Source organism: Streptomyces sp. NPDC059695 (assembly GCF_042733785.1).
In the GTDB taxonomy this organism is placed as follows: Bacteria; Actinomycetota; Actinomycetes; order Streptomycetales; family Streptomycetaceae; genus Streptomyces.
The window spans coordinates 189835-207019 of the sequence record NZ_JBHWFF010000013.1; the positions used below are offsets into that span (position 1 = coordinate 189835).

The 17185-nt window shown below is 73.0% G+C and carries 18 protein-coding genes and 1 riboswitch; of the genes, 9 read left to right on the forward strand and 9 right to left on the reverse strand.

Annotated features, from left to right (window positions below; genetic code table 11):
- The first annotated feature begins 55 nt into the window (after positions 1 to 55).
- From ACFV2S_RS18685 to ACFV2S_RS18695, 3 genes are all read left to right on the forward strand, one after another.
- A complete protein-coding gene (locus ACFV2S_RS18685; RefSeq protein ID WP_385559890.1) occupies positions 56 to 556 on the forward strand; it encodes a GNAT family N-acetyltransferase in 501 nt (166 codons plus the stop codon).
- 47 nt (positions 557 to 603) lie between these two features.
- A riboswitch (cobalamin riboswitch) is annotated at positions 604 to 734 on the forward strand.
- Positions 735 to 866: 132 nt separating this feature from the next.
- Positions 867 to 3221: a ribonucleoside-diphosphate reductase subunit alpha gene (locus tag ACFV2S_RS18690; RefSeq protein ID WP_385559893.1), complete on the forward strand. Its 2355-nt coding sequence runs from the start codon at positions 867 to 869 to the stop codon at positions 3219 to 3221.
- Positions 3221 to 4234 carry a ribonucleotide-diphosphate reductase subunit beta gene (locus ACFV2S_RS18695; protein ID WP_385559896.1) on the forward strand — a complete coding sequence of 338 codons (1014 nt, stop codon included), beginning with the start codon at positions 3221 to 3223 and terminating at the stop codon, positions 4232 to 4234. Before ACFV2S_RS18690 ends, ACFV2S_RS18695 begins: the two co-directional genes overlap by 1 nt.
- A gap of 71 nt (positions 4235 to 4305) precedes the next feature.
- Here ACFV2S_RS18695 and def read toward each other — a convergent pair whose 3' ends face one another.
- The 8 genes from def to ACFV2S_RS18735 all read right to left on the reverse strand — a co-directional run bounded on the left by def (position 4306) and on the right by ACFV2S_RS18735 (position 11567).
- Entirely contained in the window at positions 4306 to 4941 is a 636-nt protein-coding gene (def, locus tag ACFV2S_RS18700) for a peptide deformylase (protein ID WP_385559899.1), read from the reverse strand.
- 67 nt (positions 4942 to 5008) lie between these two features.
- Positions 5009 to 5989 (reverse strand): hypothetical protein, encoded by a 981-nt coding sequence (locus tag ACFV2S_RS18705; protein ID WP_327164131.1) that lies wholly within the window; start codon positions 5987 to 5989, stop codon positions 5009 to 5011.
- 79 nt (positions 5990 to 6068) lie between these two features.
- A complete protein-coding gene (locus ACFV2S_RS18710) occupies positions 6069 to 7325 on the reverse strand; it encodes an HD domain-containing protein (RefSeq protein ID WP_385559902.1) in 1257 nt (418 codons plus the stop codon).
- A complete protein-coding gene (locus tag ACFV2S_RS18715) occupies positions 7322 to 8707 on the reverse strand; it encodes an HD-GYP domain-containing protein (RefSeq protein WP_385559971.1) in 1386 nt (461 codons plus the stop codon). The genes ACFV2S_RS18710 and ACFV2S_RS18715 overlap by 4 nt, the downstream gene beginning before the upstream one ends.
- Positions 8708 to 8859: 152 nt before the next feature.
- Positions 8860 to 9177: a mycothiol system anti-sigma-R factor gene (rsrA, locus tag ACFV2S_RS18720; RefSeq protein WP_383796779.1), complete on the reverse strand. Its 318-nt coding sequence runs from the start codon at positions 9175 to 9177 to the stop codon at positions 8860 to 8862.
- Complete coding sequence (locus ACFV2S_RS18725) at positions 9174 to 9830, reverse strand: sigma-70 family RNA polymerase sigma factor (RefSeq protein ID WP_030207302.1); 657 nt, start codon at positions 9828 to 9830, stop codon at positions 9174 to 9176. Before ACFV2S_RS18725 ends, rsrA begins: the two co-directional genes overlap by 4 nt.
- 252 nt (positions 9831 to 10082) lie before the next feature.
- The gene (locus tag ACFV2S_RS18730) at positions 10083 to 10715 is read right to left on the reverse strand and encodes an alpha/beta family hydrolase (RefSeq protein ID WP_385559907.1); all 633 of its coding nucleotides are present in this window, start codon (positions 10713 to 10715) and stop codon (positions 10083 to 10085) included.
- A 36-nt stretch (positions 10716 to 10751) separates the two neighbouring features.
- A complete protein-coding gene (locus ACFV2S_RS18735; RefSeq protein ID WP_385559910.1) occupies positions 10752 to 11567 on the reverse strand; it encodes an SOS response-associated peptidase in 816 nt (271 codons plus the stop codon).
- Positions 11568 to 11617: 50 nt separating this feature from the next.
- Between ACFV2S_RS18735 and ACFV2S_RS18740 the strand changes: the two genes are divergently transcribed.
- The 4 genes from ACFV2S_RS18740 to ACFV2S_RS18755 all read left to right on the forward strand — a co-directional run bounded on the left by ACFV2S_RS18740 (position 11618) and on the right by ACFV2S_RS18755 (position 15089).
- A complete protein-coding gene (locus ACFV2S_RS18740) occupies positions 11618 to 12304 on the forward strand; it encodes a M50 family metallopeptidase (RefSeq protein WP_383796782.1) in 687 nt (228 codons plus the stop codon).
- Positions 12305 to 12324: 20 nt separating this feature from the next.
- Positions 12325 to 13656 (forward strand): 3-phosphoshikimate 1-carboxyvinyltransferase, encoded by a 1332-nt coding sequence (aroA, locus tag ACFV2S_RS18745; protein ID WP_385559913.1) that lies wholly within the window; start codon positions 12325 to 12327, stop codon positions 13654 to 13656.
- 3 nt (positions 13657 to 13659) lie between these two features.
- The gene (gene rsgA / locus ACFV2S_RS18750; RefSeq protein ID WP_383796784.1) at positions 13660 to 14673 is read left to right on the forward strand and encodes a ribosome small subunit-dependent GTPase A; all 1014 of its coding nucleotides are present in this window, start codon (positions 13660 to 13662) and stop codon (positions 14671 to 14673) included.
- 92 nt (positions 14674 to 14765) lie between these two features.
- Entirely contained in the window at positions 14766 to 15089 is a 324-nt protein-coding gene (locus tag ACFV2S_RS18755; protein ID WP_017236286.1) for a multidrug efflux SMR transporter, read from the forward strand.
- On the opposite strand, the gene ACFV2S_RS18760 is transcribed toward ACFV2S_RS18755, so the two are convergent.
- Positions 14981 to 15616: a TetR/AcrR family transcriptional regulator gene (locus ACFV2S_RS18760; protein ID WP_385559917.1), complete on the reverse strand. Its 636-nt coding sequence runs from the start codon at positions 15614 to 15616 to the stop codon at positions 14981 to 14983. The genes ACFV2S_RS18755 and ACFV2S_RS18760 overlap by 109 nt on opposite strands.
- Positions 15617 to 15775: 159 nt before the next feature.
- On the opposite strand from ACFV2S_RS18760, the gene hisN reads away from it, so the two are divergent.
- Positions 15776 to 16585 (forward strand): histidinol-phosphatase, encoded by an 810-nt coding sequence (hisN, locus tag ACFV2S_RS18765; protein WP_383796786.1) that lies wholly within the window; start codon positions 15776 to 15778, stop codon positions 16583 to 16585.
- A gap of 175 nt (positions 16586 to 16760) precedes the next feature.
- Positions 16761 to 17150: a cyclic nucleotide-binding/CBS domain-containing protein gene (locus ACFV2S_RS18770; RefSeq protein WP_385559921.1), complete on the forward strand. Its 390-nt coding sequence runs from the start codon at positions 16761 to 16763 to the stop codon at positions 17148 to 17150.
- Positions 17151 to 17185 lie beyond the last annotated feature (35 nt).

Below are 17185 nucleotides of genomic sequence, written 5' to 3' on the forward strand. Positions count from 1 at the left end.
CCCATGAAGAAGATCGTGGGCCCCTCTCGCACGCCCACGCGGCACACTGGCGGGCATGGACTTCACGATCAGGGCGGTACGGCCCGAGGAGTACGAGGAGCTCGGTGACCTCACCGGGCTGACCTATCTGAACGACGGACTGCTGCTGCACGGCGAGGACGACTTCTACCTGGACGTGCTCCGCGACACGGCCCGGCGGGCGCGCGAGAGCGAGGTGCTCGTCGCCGCCGACGCCGACGACGGCATCATCGGCGGGGTGACCTTCGCCGCCGGCGGCACCCCCTGGGCGGACATCGCCGTCCCCGGCGAGGCCGAGTTCCGGATGCTCGTGGTCGCGCCCGCGGCCCGTGGCAGGGGCGTCGGAGAGGCCCTCGTACGGGCCTGTGTGGACCGGGCGCGGGCCCTGGCCGACTGCACGCGGCTCGTGCTCTCCACGGACGCGAAGATGGTCTCGGCGCACCGGATCTACGAGCGGATGGGCTTCGTCCGCACGCCCGAACGGGACTGGAACCCGATCCCCGAACACGCGCTGCGGACGTACGCCCTCGCACTGTAACTCCGGGACCGACACAACATGTGGGGGGTGCTCGAAGGGGCGCCCCCCACATGTATGCTCGTGCTCGCTGTCGACGCAGGGGAATCCGGCGCGAATCCGGAACTGTCCCGCAACGGTGTGCTACGTGCGGATTCGTACGGAGTGAGTCCGAGGACCTGCCGCCAGCGCACCCGGTCCGTCCGTTCCGGGTGCCACAGACGTCCGGGCCTCGCGGAGTGGGCCGGTGGACGCGGCGCGCCCGCGCGTACGGGTGCCCGCCTGCCCGCCTCCCCCCGCCCTGGCCCCGAGCCGAGCGAGGGAGAGCCCCCACGTGACCATCGCGCCCGCCGATCCGGCCGCAGCGATCGAGAACGACGGCCCCGGGACCGTACTCCTGCGGACCCTGACCGATCTCACCGCCGACCTCCCGGACACCGACCCCGGCAAGGTCGCCGCCGCCGCGCTCCGCGGCCGCAGCGCCCGGTCGGACGAGGCGGAGCTGCGCGAGCTGGCCACCGAGGCCGCCGCCGGCCTGATCGCCGAGGACCCCGCGTACTCCCGGCTCGCCGCCCGGCTCCTCGCCCTCACCATCGCCGCCGAGGCGGCAGGACAGGGCGCCGTCTGCTTCTCGGCCTCGGTCGCCGTCGGTCACCGCGAGGGCCTCATCGCCGACCGCACCGCCGAGTTCACCGCCCTGCACGCCGACCGCCTCGACGCGACGATCGACCCGGCCGGCGACGACCGCTTCGGCTACTTCGGCCTGCGCACCCTCTACTCGCGCTACCTGCTGCGCCACCCGATCACCCGCAAGGTGATCGAGACCCCGCAGCACTTCATGCTGCGCGTCGCCTGCGGCCTGGCCGAGGACGACAGCGTCCGCGCCCTGGACGAGGTCGCGTCCCTGTACGGCCTGATGAGCCGCCTGGACTACCTCCCCTCGTCCCCCACGCTCTTCAACTCCGGCACCCGCCACCCGCAGATGTCCTCCTGCTACCTGCTGGACTCCCCGCAGGACGAGCTGGACTCCATCTACGACCGCTACCACCAGGTCGCGCGCCTCTCGAAGCACGCGGGCGGCATCGGCCTCTCGTACTCGCGCATCCGCGCCCGCGGTTCCCTGATCCGCGGCACCAACGGGCACTCCAACGGCATCGTGCCGTTCCTGAAGACCCTGGACGCCTCCGTCGCCGCCGTGAACCAGGGCGGCCGCCGCAAGGGCGCCGCCGCGGTCTACCTGGAGACCTGGCACGCGGACATCGAGGAGTTCCTGGAGCTCCGCGACAACACGGGCGAGGACCAGCGCCGCACGCACAACCTGAACCTGGCGCACTGGATCCCGGACGAGTTCATGCGCCGGGTCAACGCCGACGCCGAGTGGTCGCTGTTCTCCCCGGCGGACGTGCCCGAGCTCGTCGACCTGTACGGCGACGAGTTCGACGCCGCCTACCGCAAGGCCGAGGCGGCGGGCCTGGCCCGCAAGACGATGCCGGCCCGCGACCTGTACGGCCGGATGATGCGGACGCTGGCCCAGACCGGCAACGGCTGGATGACGTTCAAGGACGCCTCCAACCGCACCGCGAACCAGACCGCCGTGCCCGGCACCGTCGTCCACTCCTCGAACCTCTGCACCGAGATCATCGAGGTCACCAACGACGGCGAGACCGCGGTCTGCAACCTGGGTTCGGTCAACCTGGGCTCCTTCGTGTCGGGTTCGGACATCGACTGGGAGCGCCTGGACGAGACCGTCCGCACGGCCGTCACCTTCCTCGACCGCGTCGTCGACATCAACTTCTACCCGACCGAGCAGGCGGGCCGCTCCAACGCCCGCTGGCGCCCGGTCGGCCTGGGCGCCATGGGCCTCCAGGACGTCTTCTTCCAGCTGAAGCTGCCGTTCGACTCGGCCGAGGCGCGCGCGCTCTCGACGAGGATCGCCGAGCGGATCATGCTCGCGGCGTACGAGGCGTCCGCCGACCTCGCCGAGCGCTCCGGCCCGCTCCCCGCCTGGGACGAGACCCGCACCGCCCGGGGCGTCCTGCACCCGGACCACTACGACGTGGAGCTGAACTGGCCGGAGCGCTGGACGGCCCTGCGCGAGCGCATCGCCTCCACCGGCATGCGCAACAGCCTCCTCCTCGCCATCGCCCCCACGGCGACGATCGCCTCCATCGCGGGCGTCTACGAGTGCATCGAGCCGCAGGTCTCCAACCTGTTCAAGCGCGAGACGCTCTCCGGCGAGTTCCTCCAGGTCAACTCGTACCTCGTCGACGAGCTGAAGAAGCTCGGCGTGTGGGACGCGCAGACCCGTGAGGCGCTGCGCGACTCCAACGGCTCGGTGGCCGGCTTCACCTGGGTCCCGGCCGAGGTGCGCGAGCTGTACCGCACGGCCTGGGAGATCCCGCAGCGCGGCCTCATCGACATGGCGGCGGCGCGGACCCCGTTCCTGGACCAGAGCCAGTCCCTGAACCTGTTCCTGGAGACGCCGACGATCGGCAAGCTGTCGTCGATGTACGCGTACGCCTGGAAGCAGGGTCTGAAGACGACGTACTACCTGCGCTCCCGCCCGGCGACCCGGATCGCCCGCGCGGCGCAGGCCGCCGCCCCGATCCCCGTCCAGCAGGCGGCCCCCGACGCCGACGCGCTCGCCTGCTCCCTTGAGAACCCCGAGTCCTGCGAGGCCTGCCAGTAATGACCACCGAGAAGAAGAACCTCCTGGACCCGGGCTTCGAGCTCACGCTCCGCCCCATGCGCTACCCGGACTTCTACGAGCGCTACCGGGACGCCATCAAGAACACCTGGACCGTGGAGGAGGTCGACCTCGCCTCGGACGTCGCCGACCTCGCCAAGCTCACCCCCGGTGAGCAGCACATGATCGGCCGGCTGGTCGCGTTCTTCGCGACGGGCGACTCGATCGTCTCGAACAACCTGGTCCTGACGCTCTACAAGCACATCAACTCCCCGGAGGCGCGGCTGTACCTGAGCCGTCAGCTCTTCGAGGAGGCGGTGCACGTCCAGTTCTACCTGACCCTCCTGGACACCTACCTGCCCGACCCGGACGACCGCGCCGCCGCGTTCGACGCGGTCGAGGAGATCCCGTCCATCCGCGAGAAGGCGCAGTTCTGCTTCAAGTGGATGGACTCGGTCGAGAAGATCGAGAAGCTGGAGACGGCCGCCGACCGCCGCCGCTTCCTGCTGAACCTGATCTGCTTCGCGGCGTGCATCGAGGGCCTGTTCTTCTACGGCGCCTTCGCGTACGTCTACTGGTTCCGTTCGCGCGGCCTGCTGCACGGCCTGGCGACCGGCACCAACTGGGTCTTCCGCGACGAGACGATGCACATGAACTTCGCCTTCGAGGTCGTGGACACCGTCCGCAAGGAGGAGCCGGAGCTCTTCGACGACACGCTGCGGCAGCAGGTCACGGACATGCTGCGGGAGGCCGTCGAGGCGGAGCTGCAGTTCGGCCGCGACCTGTGCGGCGAGGGCCTGCCGGGCATGAACACCGAGTCGATGCGCGAGTACCTCCAGTGCGTCGCCGACCAGCGCCTCCAGCGCCTCGGCTTCCCGCCGGTGTTCGGCTCGGAGAACCCCTTCGCGTTCATGGAGCTCCAGGGCGTCCAGGAGCTGACCAACTTCTTCGAGCGCCGTCCGTCCGCCTACCAGGTGGCGGTCGAGGGCTCGGTCGACCTGGACGAGGACTTCTAGGTCTTCCGCCGTACGGGGAAGGGCCCCGCTCCTGGTCAGGAGCGGGGCCCTTCCCCGTACGCACGCGGGGGTCAGTCGTTGGCGACGACCGGGTAGCGCGGGGTGCCCTCTTCCATCTGGCGCAGGGCGTCCTTGCGGTCCCGCTTCGACAGCTTGTCGATGTACAGGAAGCCGTACAGGTGGTCCGTCTCGTGCTGGAGGCAGCGGGCGAAGTAGCCGGTGCCCCGCACCTTGATCGGGTTGCCCTGGGAGTCCTGGCCGTGCACGACGGCGTAGTCCGGGCGGGCCAGCTCGGCGTACGCGGTCGGAACGGAGAGGCAGCCCTCGTTGGACTCGTCGAGGTGGCGCTGCTCGGCCGGCAGCTCCTGCAGGACCGGGTTGACCACGTGGCCGACGTGCCGGACGCCCTCGTCGTCCATGCAGTCGTAGACGAAGACCTTCTGGTCCACACCGATCTGGTTCGCGGCCAGGCCGACGCCCTCGGCGGTCTTCTGGCTGGCGAACATGTCGTCGATCAGCTGCGCCAGCTCGTCGCCGAACTCGGTGACGTCCTTGCACTCCCGGTGCAGCACGGGGTTGCCGACGACCGTGATCGGACGCGAGGTGCCCCGCTCGCGGTGCGCGACCTCGCGCTCCTCGCAGTCCTCCGTGTCCACGACGAACTCGTCGTCGATCTGCGTCTGCTCGTCCGTGTCCTGCTGCGCCATGTCCGGCCGCGCCTTCCTGAAAACCCGATTCCGTCGGAGGACAGCCTACGGGGCCCCGGCAGGAGGCTCAGCAGACCTCTTCGAGATCACGCCACTCCCGGGAGTCCGGGCTGTCCGCCACCCAGCCGTCGAGGAGCCCCCGCACCAGACCGGCCGGGGCCGCGATGCCGCACTCCCGCTCGGGGACCCACAGCTCGCCCGGCGAGCGGTGGCCGAGCGGCCCGGGGTGGCCCGGCTCGCTGTGGTCGTGCGGGTCGGAGTGCTCGCCCTCGCCCTCGGCGCTCGGCATGGTCGACTCGGAGCAGGCACGGCAGAGCAGCCGCACGGAGGACGACCAGTCCTCGGCGGCGAAACCGGCCTCCGCGGCGAGCTGCTCCAGGGCGTCCCGGTCGGCCTCCGTGGCGGCCTCCAGGAGCACGACCCAGGTGGGGACGGGTGAGGGCGCCCACAGCTCGATCTCGTCGAAGACGGGGTAGGAGGGGCCCGCGGTGGTGGTCCGCTCGCCGTTCGGCACGCCGTCGTGGAGGACGACCTCGCCCCAGCGGCGGCCGGAGGACGGCAGCGGGATGGAGAGGACCTCGATGCGGGCCGGGTCGAGCCGGCGGCCCCACACGACCTCCGCCTCGCCCTCGGGCGAGAGCCGGACGGCGGCGCTGCCCAGCTCCATCCCGGCGGGCTCGCCGGTGCCCGAGGCGGCGCCCGGCACCTTCAGTCCGTACGCCTGCCAGGCGCGGCGGGCCAGCGGCCAGTCCTGGAGGGCGGTGGCGGCGATGCCCACGTTCCACCAGTCGGGGGCGCCGGTCTCCTTGTCGAGCAGCGCGACGGCGCGCAGCCCGGCGGCCCGCGCCTGCTCCCAGTCGTGCCGGAACTTGTGCAGCAGCGCCAGGTTGAACCAGGACTCCGAGAGCCAGGGCTCCAGGTCCGCCGCGCGCGTCAGGAGCGCGCCCGCGTCCTCGTACCGGCCGTCGCCGATCAGCGTGAACGCGCGGTCCGTGGCCTGCCGCCATGAGGCGGAGGGCCGATGCCGTACCTTCCCGAAGATCTTCACGATTCCCGCCTGCCGGTCGCTTCACCCTCTTGTTCGCATCCAACCATGCCCGGTCGGACGCGCGCTCATTACCCATGGGTTACCCAGGGACGGCCGGGGTCACCCCAGCTGCTCCGCCCCGCGCCAGGACCCTGGCCAGGCATTCGACGACATCCGGGTGATAGTCGCGGGCGGTGCCCAGCCTGAGCCGCTCCAGTGCGCCGAGGGCGGCGCCCGCTCCGTCGCCCGCGAGGTCGTCGTAGGCGTTCACGGCCCGGACGATCCGGGCGGCGGGCGGCTGCTCGCGGTACGGGTCGGCCTGCCGCTCCACGACGACGGCGACGGCCTCGGGGACCCCGGTCCTGCGGACGACCTCACCGCCCAGGAGGGCGATCCGGCGCTGCTCCTCGGCCGGCAGGAGGGCGGTGGCGCCGCCCTCGACCGGGTCGACCAGGGAGAGCTGGCCGATGTCGTGCATGAGCGCCGCGTGCTCCAGGACGGTCAGCTCGGCACCGGAGAGGCCCAGCTCCCGGCCGACGGCCGCGCTGAGGGCGGCGACCCGGCGGGCGTGGCCGGGCGGGGTGCAGCCGGCGATCTCGGTGGCGCGGGCGAGGGAGGCGATGGTCTGCCGGTTGACGGTCCGCACGGCCGCGTACCGCCGGAAGGAGACCTGGGTGAGCAGCAGCGGGACGGCGAGCACGGGCAGCGCCCACAGTCCGGCGGCGGCGACGCCGAGCGCCATGACGGTGCCGGTGGCGCAGACGGCGGAGCCGATGCCGAGGAAGGCGCGGAGTTCGTCGCGCAGGAGGGGGCCGTACGGGAATCCGGTGCGGGCGCGGAGCACGAGGGCGGCGAGGACGGCGTCGCACAGGGCGGTCAGGACGAGCAGGAGGACGAGGAAGAGGGCGTACGCGGGGCCCCGGCCGAGGTGCTCGGTGACGGCGCCCGAGTTGTAGAGGGGCTGGAAGCAGAGCGCGGCGAAGCCCACGGTGAGGACGCGGCGGGCGAGCTGGTCGAGGCCGGGGCCGCGGCCGCGGGCGATGTGCGGGACGATCCCGGCGAGGCCCGCGGCGACGACGACGGCGACGGTCTGGAGGACGCCGTGGGTGGTGGCGGTGCCGGCGCTGGTGCCGAGCAGGGCGTACGCGAGGGCTCCCGCGGCGGCGAGCGGCGCGGGCTCGCGGTCGTCGGGTGCGGCGCCCCGGCGGGCGAGCTCGCCGAGGGCGATGAGCGTGCCGAAGGCGAGGGCGTTGCCGGGTTCGTCGAGGCCGTACCAGAGGGTGCCCGCGAAGCCGGCGAGGCCGAGGAGGAGCGCGGCGGCGCGCACGGAGCCGACGGTGACCACCCCGGGTCTCACGCGTGCTCCCTGTCCTGGGCGGGGAGCGGCTCGCGCGGCGGGGGCACCTGTTCGGTGCGGGCGGCGGGTGGGGTGGCCGGCTCGTCGGCGGTGACGGCGGGCTGCCAGCCGTGCCGGTCCAGGGCCTGGACGAGGGCGGTGACCATCCGGGGGTCGAACTGGGTGCCGGCGCAGCGCCCCAGTTCGGCGAGGGCGGTGGGGACCGGGCGGGCCCGGCTGTAGGAGCGGGTGGAGGTCATGGCGTCGAAGGCGTCGGCGACGGCCACGACCCGGGCGAACTCGGGGATCTCCTCGCCGTGGAGCCCGTAGGGGTAGCCGCTGCCGTCCATGCGTTCGTGGTGGTGGAGGATCGCGGACCGCGCCTCGCCGAGGAAGCCGATGCCGCGGACCATCTCGTGGCCGTACTCGGGGTGCAGTTCGATGACCCGGCGCTCCTCGGGGGTGAGGGGTCCGTCCTTGCGGAGCACCCGGGTGGGCACGCCGAGTTTGCCGACGTCGTGCAGGATGCCGGCGAAGCGGACGACGTCGAGGCGGTCCTCGGCCATGCCGAGCTCACGGGCGATCAGGACGGAGGCGTGTCCGACGCGTTCGCTGTGGCCGCGGGTGTACCGGTCCTTGATGTCGACGGCCTGGACGAGGGCGCGGATGGTGGCCTGGTGGGCGGCGCGCTCGCGGTGGTACTGGGCGAAGACCCAGCAGGAGATGTACATGGGGAGGAGGACGAAGAGCGCCGCGACGGGCCCGTACGTGCTGCGCCAGAGGACGGCCATCATGAGTCCGGCCAGGCCGTGGACGGTGTGCGGGGCGAGGGCCCGGCCGAGGAGGTCCCGCCAGGCGGCGCGCGGGGACAGTCCGCCGGCGGTGGCGCGGATGCCTCCGTCGAGGGCGGTGAGGGCCAGGCAGAAGGCGAGGGCGGCGGCGACCGCGGGCAGCAGCGCGTAGGGCAGGTCGGGGGTGTCGGGGCCGCGGCCGAGGGCGGCGGGGCCGCCGAGCGCGCCGGCGGTCAGGGCGGCGGTCCAGACGGCGAGGGCGGTGGCGGCGGCCCGCCAGGCGCGGCGGGGGGCGGCGGGGGGTTCCTCGACGCGGGCGAGGAGGGCGCCGGGGATCGCGGTGAGCGCGGCGGCGGCGGGCGGCAGGAGCAGCGCGGCGGCGAGGAGGACGGGGAAGAAGGAGCCGGTGCCCATGGGGACGGCGGCGCCGAGGGCGCGGCCGATGAGCCGGCAGCGGGCGGGCAGCTCGCAGAGCGCGTAGAGGACGGCGAGGAGCGCGACGGTGCCCCAGGGGACGGCGGCGCCGGGGCGCAGCGCGGGCAGGGCGCACGCCCCGGCGCCGAGCAGGGCGCAGCCGATGTACCAGCGGGCCGCTCGCGGAATGCCCTTCACGCCCATCACCCGTGTCACGCTAGCGAGTGGGGCGGCCCGGGTGCGGCACGGTTCGAGCTATTCGCACCATCGGGTGATACAAGCTGCATATATGCGCGAGGCCGCCGCGAGTGCGTCGCGGCGGCCGTCCCCTGTCCGGTGCGGGGAGGGTGTTACTCCTGCGGCGCCGGTGTCGTCGGGCTGCTCACCGTGATGTCCTGCTCGGGCACCAGGTGGCCGGCGCGGATCAGGTCGATCCGGCCCATGACCTTGGCACGCAGGTCGGTGGGGACGTCGTCACTGCCGCAGCAGCGCTTGACGAGCTTCTTCACCGCCTGCTCCAGGCCGTACTTCTCCAGGCACGGGGAGCACTCCTCGAAGTGCACCTCGAACTTGGTGCAGTCCGTGTCGGGCATCTCGTTGTCCAGGAACTCGTAGAGATGATCCAGGACCTCTGAGCAATCCGTCTCGTGCGGCTCTCCGCAGCTCATGAGCCCGAGCCTTTCAGATCGTTCGACGACTCTCCGGCGCCCGCGGGTACCAGCCCGCGGTCGCGAGCGTAGTCCTCGAGCATGCCGCGCAGCTGGCGGCGGCCCCGGTGCAGTCGGGACATCACCGTACCGATGGGTGTCCCCATGATGTCCGCGATCTCCTTGTACGCAAAGCCCTCGACATCGGCGAGATAGACGGCGATGCGGAACTCCTCGGGAATCGCCTGGAGCGCTTCCTTCACGTCGGAGTCCGGAAGGTGGTCGAGCGCCTGCGACTCGGCGGACCGCAGCCCGGTCGACATGTGCGACTCGGCGCGGGCGAGCTGCCAGTCCTCGATCTCCTCGGCGGCGCTGCGCTGGGGCTCACGCTGCTTCTTGCGGTACGAGTTGATGAAGGTGTTGGTGAGGATGCGGTAGAGCCAGGCCTTGAGGTTCGTGCCCTCGCGAAACTGGTGGAAGGATCCGTACGCCTTGGCGTAGGTCTCCTGCACCAGGTCCTCCGCGTCCGCGGGGTTGCGCGTCATGCGCAGCGCGGCCGAGTACATCTGGTCGAGGTAGCCGAGGGCGTCCCGCTCGAAGCGCGCGTTGCGCTCCTCGGTCGTCTCCTCGGGGCCGTCGTCGGTCCCTGTGTCGGTCCCAGTGACCGGACCCACCTCCTCCAGCGCGGCGGCGAGCCCGAGGGCGGACCCGCTCGTTTCGGAGGATAGACGAGGAACCGCTCCGCCCGCCGCCCGAATCGGGGCGGCCTTGGGCGCGGGCAGCACTGTCCAGTCGAGGTCAGCGGCCTGCGCACGCCCCGGGCAGATGGTCATACCCATACGACGGACTCCCTCTTCCTTGCTCTCACACCGACGCTCTCCACAACCGTGGTCCCCCGCTCCGCATTCCCGGGGACGGCGGGAAGATCAGCGGAGTGCGGAGATCCACTCGGTGACGCCGCTCACGAGGAGGGCCAGGGCCTCGTCCTGGCCGAGCGGTGCCCGCTTGGGGACGGCGAAGCCGTGGTCCCCGTTCGGGATCTCCACGAGCCCGTACGCCCCTTCCGGGTACTCCCCGGGCCGTCCGAAGGGGTCGTTGCCGCCCTGCACGACGAGCGTCGGCAGACCCGTGGAGAGGAGCTCCTCGGCGCGGGACCGTTCGGGCCTGCCCGGCGGGTGGAGCGGGAAGCTCAGGGCGAGGACCGCGAGCGCGCCCAGCTCCCGGCCGGTACGGCAGGCGACCCGGGCGCCGGCGCTGCGGCCGCCCGCGATCACCGGGAGGCCGGGCTTCGCGAGGGCCGGCCACAGGCCGCGCCAGCCGGTGTCGAGGGTCTTCGGCGCGGGCGCGACCTTCTTGCCCGCGACCCGCCAGGGCTGCTCGACGAGCGCGACGGTCACGCCCTCGGCGGGCAGCCCCCCGGCGAGGGCCTGGAGGTCGCGGGCCTCGACGCCGCCGCCGGCGCCGTGCCCGAGGGCGAGGACGGCCCAGGGCCTCGTCCCCGCGTACCAGGTGATGCGTGCCTCACCGGCGTCGGTGGAAACGGTCTCGTACTTCGTCACGTCCCCATCCTGCCGTCCCGGCCCCCGCCGGGGGTGTCAGAACAGCGTGCCGACCTCCGGTCCCGACAGCTCCTCCAGGAGCTCGGGTCCGTTGTTGCGGACGTTGCTGACGGCGGTCGGGACCGGATAGGCCCGCATCAGGCCGCCGGGCGGCGGGGCCAGCAGCCCGCGCAGCTCCTCGGGGCCGGTGCGCGCCGGGTCGAGCCAGGCGTCCCAGCGGTCCTCGGTCAGCATCAGGGGCATCCGGGGGTGGATGTCGGCCAGCGAGCGCGGGCCCTCGGCCGGGGCGACGCCCAGCGGTCCGGTCTCGGCCTCGGTCGTGACCACCGAGCAGGTCACCCACCAGGCGGAGGGGTCCCCGTCGGGCAGGGTGCGGTCCCGCCAGAACTCGTAGAGCCCGGCCATCGCGAAGACGGAGCCGTCCGCCGGGGTCACGAAGTACGGCTGCTTCCTGGCCCGCTTCTTCTTCCCCTCGACCTCCAGATCGCGCTCGCCGGCCCCGGTCACCCACTCGTAGTAGCCGTCGGCGGGCAGGATGCACCGGCGCGACTGGAAGGCCCGCTTGAAGGAGGGCTTCTCGTCCACGGTCTCCGCGCGCGCGTTGATCATCCGGGCGGCGCCCTCCGGCGATTTCGCCCAGGACGGCACGAGCCCCCATTTCAGGGCGCGCAGCTGGCGAACCGGGCGCGGCGATCCGGCGTCTTTCAGAGGACGCTCCAGAACGGCCCAGACCTCTTTGGTGGGGGCCACGTTCCAGTCGGGGGCCAGGGTCTCCTCCGGCTCCCACTTCTCGATCCCGAAGAGACCGACGAGGTCCTCGGGACGCCGACTCGATGCATACCGTCCGCACATACGTGCCACACTGCCACGTTCCCGCACACGACCGAGGAGCCGTCCGCGAAATGACCCAGATCCTCGGGACCCAGCCCGCCCCGGCCGAGTGGATCGTCTACGCCACGGCCGCCTGCGCGCTCGGCCTGGTCGTGTTCCGGAGGTCCTGGCTCCTGGCGCGGAACGCGATCACCATCGCCCACGAGGGCGGCCACGGACTCGTCGCCCTCGCCGCCGGGCGCCGCCTGGAGGCGATCCGGCTCCACTCGGACACCAGCGGCCTGACGGTGACCCGGGGCCGCCCGACCGGCCTCGGGGTGGTCCTCACCCTCGCCGCCGGCTACCCGGCGGCCCCGCTGCTCGGGCTCGGCGGCGCCGCCCTGCTCGGCACCGGCCGCGTCACCCTGCTGCTGTGGATCGCGACCGGGCTGCTGCTCGCGCTCCTCGTGATGGTCCGCAACGCGTACGGGATCCTCACCGTCGTCCTGACGGGTGCCGCCTTCCTCCTCGTCTCCTGGCTGACCGGCCCCGAGGTCCAGTCCGTCTTCGCCTACGCGGTGGTCTGGTTCCTGCTGCTCGGCGGCGTCCGGCCCGCCTTCGAGCTCCAGTCGAAACGGCGCCACGGCGGTGCCCCCGACTCGGACGCGGACCAGCTCTCGCGGCTCACCCACGTGCCCGCCGGGGTGTGGCTGCTCTTCTTCCACACGGTCGCGATATCCGCCCTGATCGGCGGCGGGCGCTGGCTCCTGGGCTTCTGACTCCCCCGTACAGTGAGTCCATGACCGCAGCAGCTTCCGCGCACACCGACCCGCCCACCGACCTCTGGCCCGCCCCGTACGCGAGCGGCGCCGTCGACGCGACCGTCACCGTGCCCGGATCCAAGTCGGTCACCAACCGGGCCCTCGTCCTCGCCGCGCTCGCCGCCGAGCCCGGCTGGCTGCGCCGCCCGCTGCGCTCCCGCGACACCCTCCTGATGGCCGAGGCGCTCCGCACCCTCGGCGTGAAGATCGAGGAAGGGGTCGGCCCGGACGGCTCCGGCGAGGCCTGGCGGATCATCCCCTCCCCGCTGCGCGGACCCGCCGCGGTCGACGTCGGCAACGCGGGCACGGTCATGCGCTTCCTGCCCCCCGTCGCGGCCCTCGCCGACGGCCCGGTGCGCTTCGACGGCGACCCCCGCTCCCACGAGCGCCCCCTGCACGGCGTGATCGACGCGCTGCGCGCGCTCGGCGCCCGGATCGACGACGAAGGGCGCGGCGCGCTGCCCCTGACCGTGCACGGCGCCGGCGGTCTCGACGGCGGCACGGTCGAGATCGACGCCTCCTCGTCCTCCCAGTTCGTCAGCGCCCTGCTGCTCTCCGCGCCCCGCTTCAACCAGGGCGTCGAGGTGCGGCACGTGGGCAGCCGGCTCCCCTCGCTCCCCCACATCCGGATGACGGTCGACATGCTGCGCGCGGTCGGCGCCCGGGTCGACGAGCCCGAGCACGGCGGCGCGCCCAACGTGTGGCGGGTGGCGCCCTCGGCCCTGCGCGGCCGCGACCTCGTCGTCGAGCCCGACCTGTCGAACGCGCAGCCGTTCCTGGCCGCGGCCCTGGTGACCGGCGGTCGCGTGACGGTCCCCGACTGGCCGGCGCGGACCACCCAGCCGGGCGACGAGCTGCGCCGGATCTTCACCGAAATGGGTGGCTCCTGCGAGCTCACCGACGCGGGCCTGACCTTCACCGGCACGGGCCGGATCCACGGCATCGACGTGGACCTGGGCGAGGTCGGCGAGCTCACCCCCGGCATCGCGGCGGTCGCGGCCCTCGCGGACTCCCCCTCGACCCTGCGCGGGGTGGCGCACCTGCGGCTGCACGAGACGGACCGGCTCGCGGCGCTCACCAAGGAGATCAACGAGCTCGGCGGCGACGTGACGGAGACCGAGGACGGCCTCCACATCCGCCCGCGCCCGCTGCACGGCGGCGTCTTCCACACGTACCACGACCACCGCATGGCGACGGCGGGCGCGATCATCGGCCTCGCGGTCGAGGGCGTGGAGATCGAGGACGTGGCGACGACGGCGAAGACCTTGCCGGACTTCCCGACGATGTGGACCGAAATGCTCGGGGTCTGAACCATGCGGCGCTACGGCAAGCACACCGACGAGGACGACATCCGCCAGCGGCCCAACCGCAAGGGCACCCGTCCCCGCACGACCATCCGCCCGAAGCACGAGGACGCCGTCGAGGGCATGGTCCTCACCGTCGACCGGGGCCGGCTGACCTGTCTGGTCGACGACCGGGCCGTGACGGCGATGAAGGCGCGCGAGCTGGGCCGCAAGGCCGCCGTCGTCGGCGACCGGGTCTCCCTCGTCGGCGACCTCTCCGGCGAGAAGGACACGCTGGCCCGGATCGTGCGGATCGGTGAGCGGAGCTCGGTGCTGCGGCGCACGGCCGACGACGACGACCCGTACGAGCGGGTGGTCGTCGCCAACGCCGACCAGCTGGCCATCGTCACCGCGCTGGCCGACCCGGAGCCGCGCCCCCGGCTGATCGACCGCTGCCTGGTGGCGGCGTACGACGGCGGGCTCACCCCGCTGCTCGTCCTGACCAAGTCCGACCTGGCTCCGCCGGACGCCCTGCTGGAGATGTACGGCGCGCTGGGCGTCCCCCATGTGGTGACCACCCGCGACGAGTTCGTCGACGGGGTCGCCGCCGAGCGGGTGCACGAGCACCTCAAGGGCCGCACCACCGCGTTCGTCGGCCACTCCGGCGTCGGCAAGACCACCCTGGTGAACGCCCTGGTCCCGGCGGACCGGCGGCGCACCACGGGTGTGGTCAACGCGGTCACGGGCCGGGGCCGGCACACCACGACCTCGGCGCTCGCGCTGCCGCTGAACGACAAGGAGGGCGGCTGGGTCATCGACACCCCCGGCGTGCGCTCCTTCGGGCTCCACCACGTCGACCCGTCCCGGGTGATCCTCGCCTTCCCCGATCTCGTGCCCGGCACGGAGAACTGCCCGCGTGCCTGCAGCCACGACGAGCCGGACTGCGCGCTCGACGCCTTCGTGGCGGAGGGGCACGCCGACCCGGCGCGGCTGTTCTCGCTGCGGCGGCTGCTCGCGACCCGGGAGCGACGCGAGGGCGACTGAGCCGTCGGCGTTTACGCCCGCTCACCGCCGGTAAGTGCATAATCGCACCAAGTGCGACGAAGCAGTCACCGACGGCGTGGGAGGCACTGACGATGGCGTGGCTGCTGGTGGTGATCGCGGGGATCCTGGAGACGGGTTTCGCGGTCTGCCTGAAGCTCTCGCACGGTTTCACCCGGCTGTGGCCGACGATCGCCTTCGCGGCCTTCGCGCTGGGCAGCTTCGGTCTGCTCACGCTGGCTCTGCGGAAACTCGACGTGGGTCCTGCGTACGCGGTGTGGACCGGGATCGGCGCGGCCGGGACGGCGATCTACGGCATGGTCTTCCTCGGCGACGTGGTCTCCACGCTCAAGATCGTCTCGATCAGCCTGGTGATCGCGGGCGTCATCGGGCTCCAGCTCTCCGGCTCGGCGCACTGAGCGTCCACCGGCAGGGCCGGTGCGACGACATGACTGAGGGCGACGCGTACGGCGAGTTCACAGCCGGCCGCCCAGCCCTCCCCCGCGCAGGCCGCCGTCTCCGCCACGAGCTCGCCGGGCGCGGGCGGCCCCAGATCGGCGCGCCGCTGAGCGGGGACGGGGGCGGGACGGGCGCCGGGGCGGGCCGGCCGGGGCTGCGGCAGCCGCTCGTTCCAGGCTCCGGTGAGCAGGGCCCGCAGCAGCGGGCGGACGGCGGCGCGGGCGACGATCCACTCGGCGACGGCGACGAGGTTGCGCTCCGGCGGGCCCGGGGCGGCGAGCAGGCGCCGGACGCCCTGGAGGTAGGCGTCGGCCTCCCGCCGCACCAGCGCGCGGGCCAGTCCGTCCTTGGAGCCGAACTCGTTGTAGAGGGTCTGCCGGGAGACCCGGGCGGCGGCGGCGAGGTCGGCCATCCGCACGGCGGACCACGGGCGGTGCCCGAGCTGGGCGAGCGCGGCGTCCAGCAGGGCCTCGCGGGCGTTCGCCATCCTCACCTCCGGGAGGGAACGGTTCTCCGCTCAGCGTCGGCAGACGCCCACGGCCTGTCAAGGGCGGGTACGCACCGTCCGGGGCGAGTGCCGACCGTCAGGGGCGGTGGCCGTGGACGGTTCCGCGGGGGCTCCCGGCTCGGGGATAGAGTGCCGGGCATGGCCGACTACCACGATGATCTGCGTCTCGCCCACGTCCTCGCGGATGCCGCCGACGCGGCCACCATGGACCGATTCCAGGCGCTCGACCTCCAGGTCGAGACGAAGCCGGACATGACTCCGGTGAGCGAGGCGGACAAGGCGGCGGAGGAGCTGATCCGCGGCCAGCTCCAGCGCGCGAGGCCGCGCGACGCGATCCTCGGCGAGGAGTACGGCGTGGAGGGCACCGGCCCGCGCCGCTGGGTGATCGACCCGATCGACGGCACGAAGAACTACGTGCGCGGGGTGCCGGTGTGGGCGACCCTGATCGCGCTGATGGAGGCCGGCGAGACCGGGTTCCAGCCGGTGGTGGGCGTGGTGTCCGCCCCGGCGCTCGGCCGGCGCTGGTGGGCGGCGAAGGGGCTCGGTGCGTACACGGGCCGCAGCCTGGCCTCCGCGACCCGGCTCGGCGTCTCGAAGGTCGCGTCCCTGTCGGACGCCTCCTTCGCGTACTCCTCGCTGAGCGGCTGGGAGGAGCAGGGCCGCCTCGACGGCTTCCTCGACCTCACGCGCGCGTGCTGGCGGACCCGGGCGTACGGCGACTTCTGGCCGTACATGATGGTCGCGGAGGGTTCCGTGGACATCTGCGCGGAGCCGGAGCTCTCGCTGTGGGACATGGCCGCGGTCGCGATCGTGGTCCAGGAGGCCGGCGGCACGTACACGGGTCTCGACGGCCGCCACGGCCCGCACAGCGGAAACGCGGCGGCGTCGAACGGCCTCCTCCACGGGGAGCTGCTCGGCTACCTGAACCAGGAGAACGCCCAGGACTGAGTGCCCCGCGGCGCGTGGGGGAGCCGAGCGCCCCGTCGCACGCCCGGGGGTGCCTCGCGCGCCCCCTTGTCGGGCCCTTCCCCCGGTGCCACTCTGAGAGCCCCCCCCACTTGTGAACTTGTGAATTCGTTCTCGTCGAAGGCGGGGAGGGTTCACCAAGGAGGTGGCTCCGTCCATGCTCGTCCGTGACGCCATGAGCACGGTGGTCCTCACCATCGGCCCCGCCCACACCCTCCGACAGGCGGCCCGGCTGATGTCGGCGCGCCGCGTCGGCGCCGCCGTCGTCCTCGACACCGACGCCGGCGGGCTCGGGATCCTCACCGAGCGCGACATCCTGAACTCCCTCGCCCGGGACCAGGACCCCGACCAGGAGACCGCCGGCTCCCACACCACCCGTGACGTCGTCTTCGCCGCGCCCGCCTGGACCCTGGCGGAGGCGGCCGAGGCCATGACGCGCGGCGGCTTCCGCCACCTCGTCGTCCTCGACGACCGCGGACCCGTCGGCGTCGTCTCCGTGCGCGACATCATCCGCTGCTGGATCCCGGTGCACAGCGTCGCCGGCTGAGCACGCGAGGGCGGGCCGGACTCCGTACGGAAGTC

What these genes read in the sequence shown, in the direction of transcription:
- def (WP_385559899.1), bottom strand. Translation starts at nt 4,941, where the DNA reads ATGGCGCAGCAGGACACGGACGAGCAGACGCAGATCGACGACGAGTTC.
- ACFV2S_RS18740 (WP_383796782.1), top strand. Translation starts at nt 11,618, where the DNA reads ATGACCCAGATCCTCGGGACCCAGCCCGCCCCGGCCGAGTGGATCGTC.
- ACFV2S_RS18685 (WP_385559890.1), top strand. Translation starts at nt 56, where the DNA reads ATGGACTTCACGATCAGGGCGGTACGGCCCGAGGAGTACGAGGAGCTC.
- hisN (WP_383796786.1), top strand. Translation starts at nt 15,776, where the DNA reads ATGGCCGACTACCACGATGATCTGCGTCTCGCCCACGTCCTCGCGGAT.
- ACFV2S_RS18695 (WP_385559896.1), top strand. Translation starts at nt 3,221, where the DNA reads ATGACCACCGAGAAGAAGAACCTCCTGGACCCGGGCTTCGAGCTCACG.
- aroA (WP_385559913.1), top strand. Translation starts at nt 12,325, where the DNA reads ATGACCGCAGCAGCTTCCGCGCACACCGACCCGCCCACCGACCTCTGG.
- rsgA (WP_383796784.1), top strand. Translation starts at nt 13,660, where the DNA reads ATGCGGCGCTACGGCAAGCACACCGACGAGGACGACATCCGCCAGCGG.
- ACFV2S_RS18770 (WP_385559921.1), top strand. Translation starts at nt 16,761, where the DNA reads ATGCTCGTCCGTGACGCCATGAGCACGGTGGTCCTCACCATCGGCCCC.
- ACFV2S_RS18755 (WP_017236286.1), top strand. Translation starts at nt 14,766, where the DNA reads ATGGCGTGGCTGCTGGTGGTGATCGCGGGGATCCTGGAGACGGGTTTC.
- ACFV2S_RS18760 (WP_385559917.1), bottom strand. Translation starts at nt 15,616, where the DNA reads ATGGCGAACGCCCGCGAGGCCCTGCTGGACGCCGCGCTCGCCCAGCTC.
- rsrA (WP_383796779.1), bottom strand. Translation starts at nt 9,177, where the DNA reads ATGAGCTGCGGAGAGCCGCACGAGACGGATTGCTCAGAGGTCCTGGAT.
- ACFV2S_RS18735 (WP_385559910.1), bottom strand. Translation starts at nt 11,567, where the DNA reads ATGTGCGGACGGTATGCATCGAGTCGGCGTCCCGAGGACCTCGTCGGT.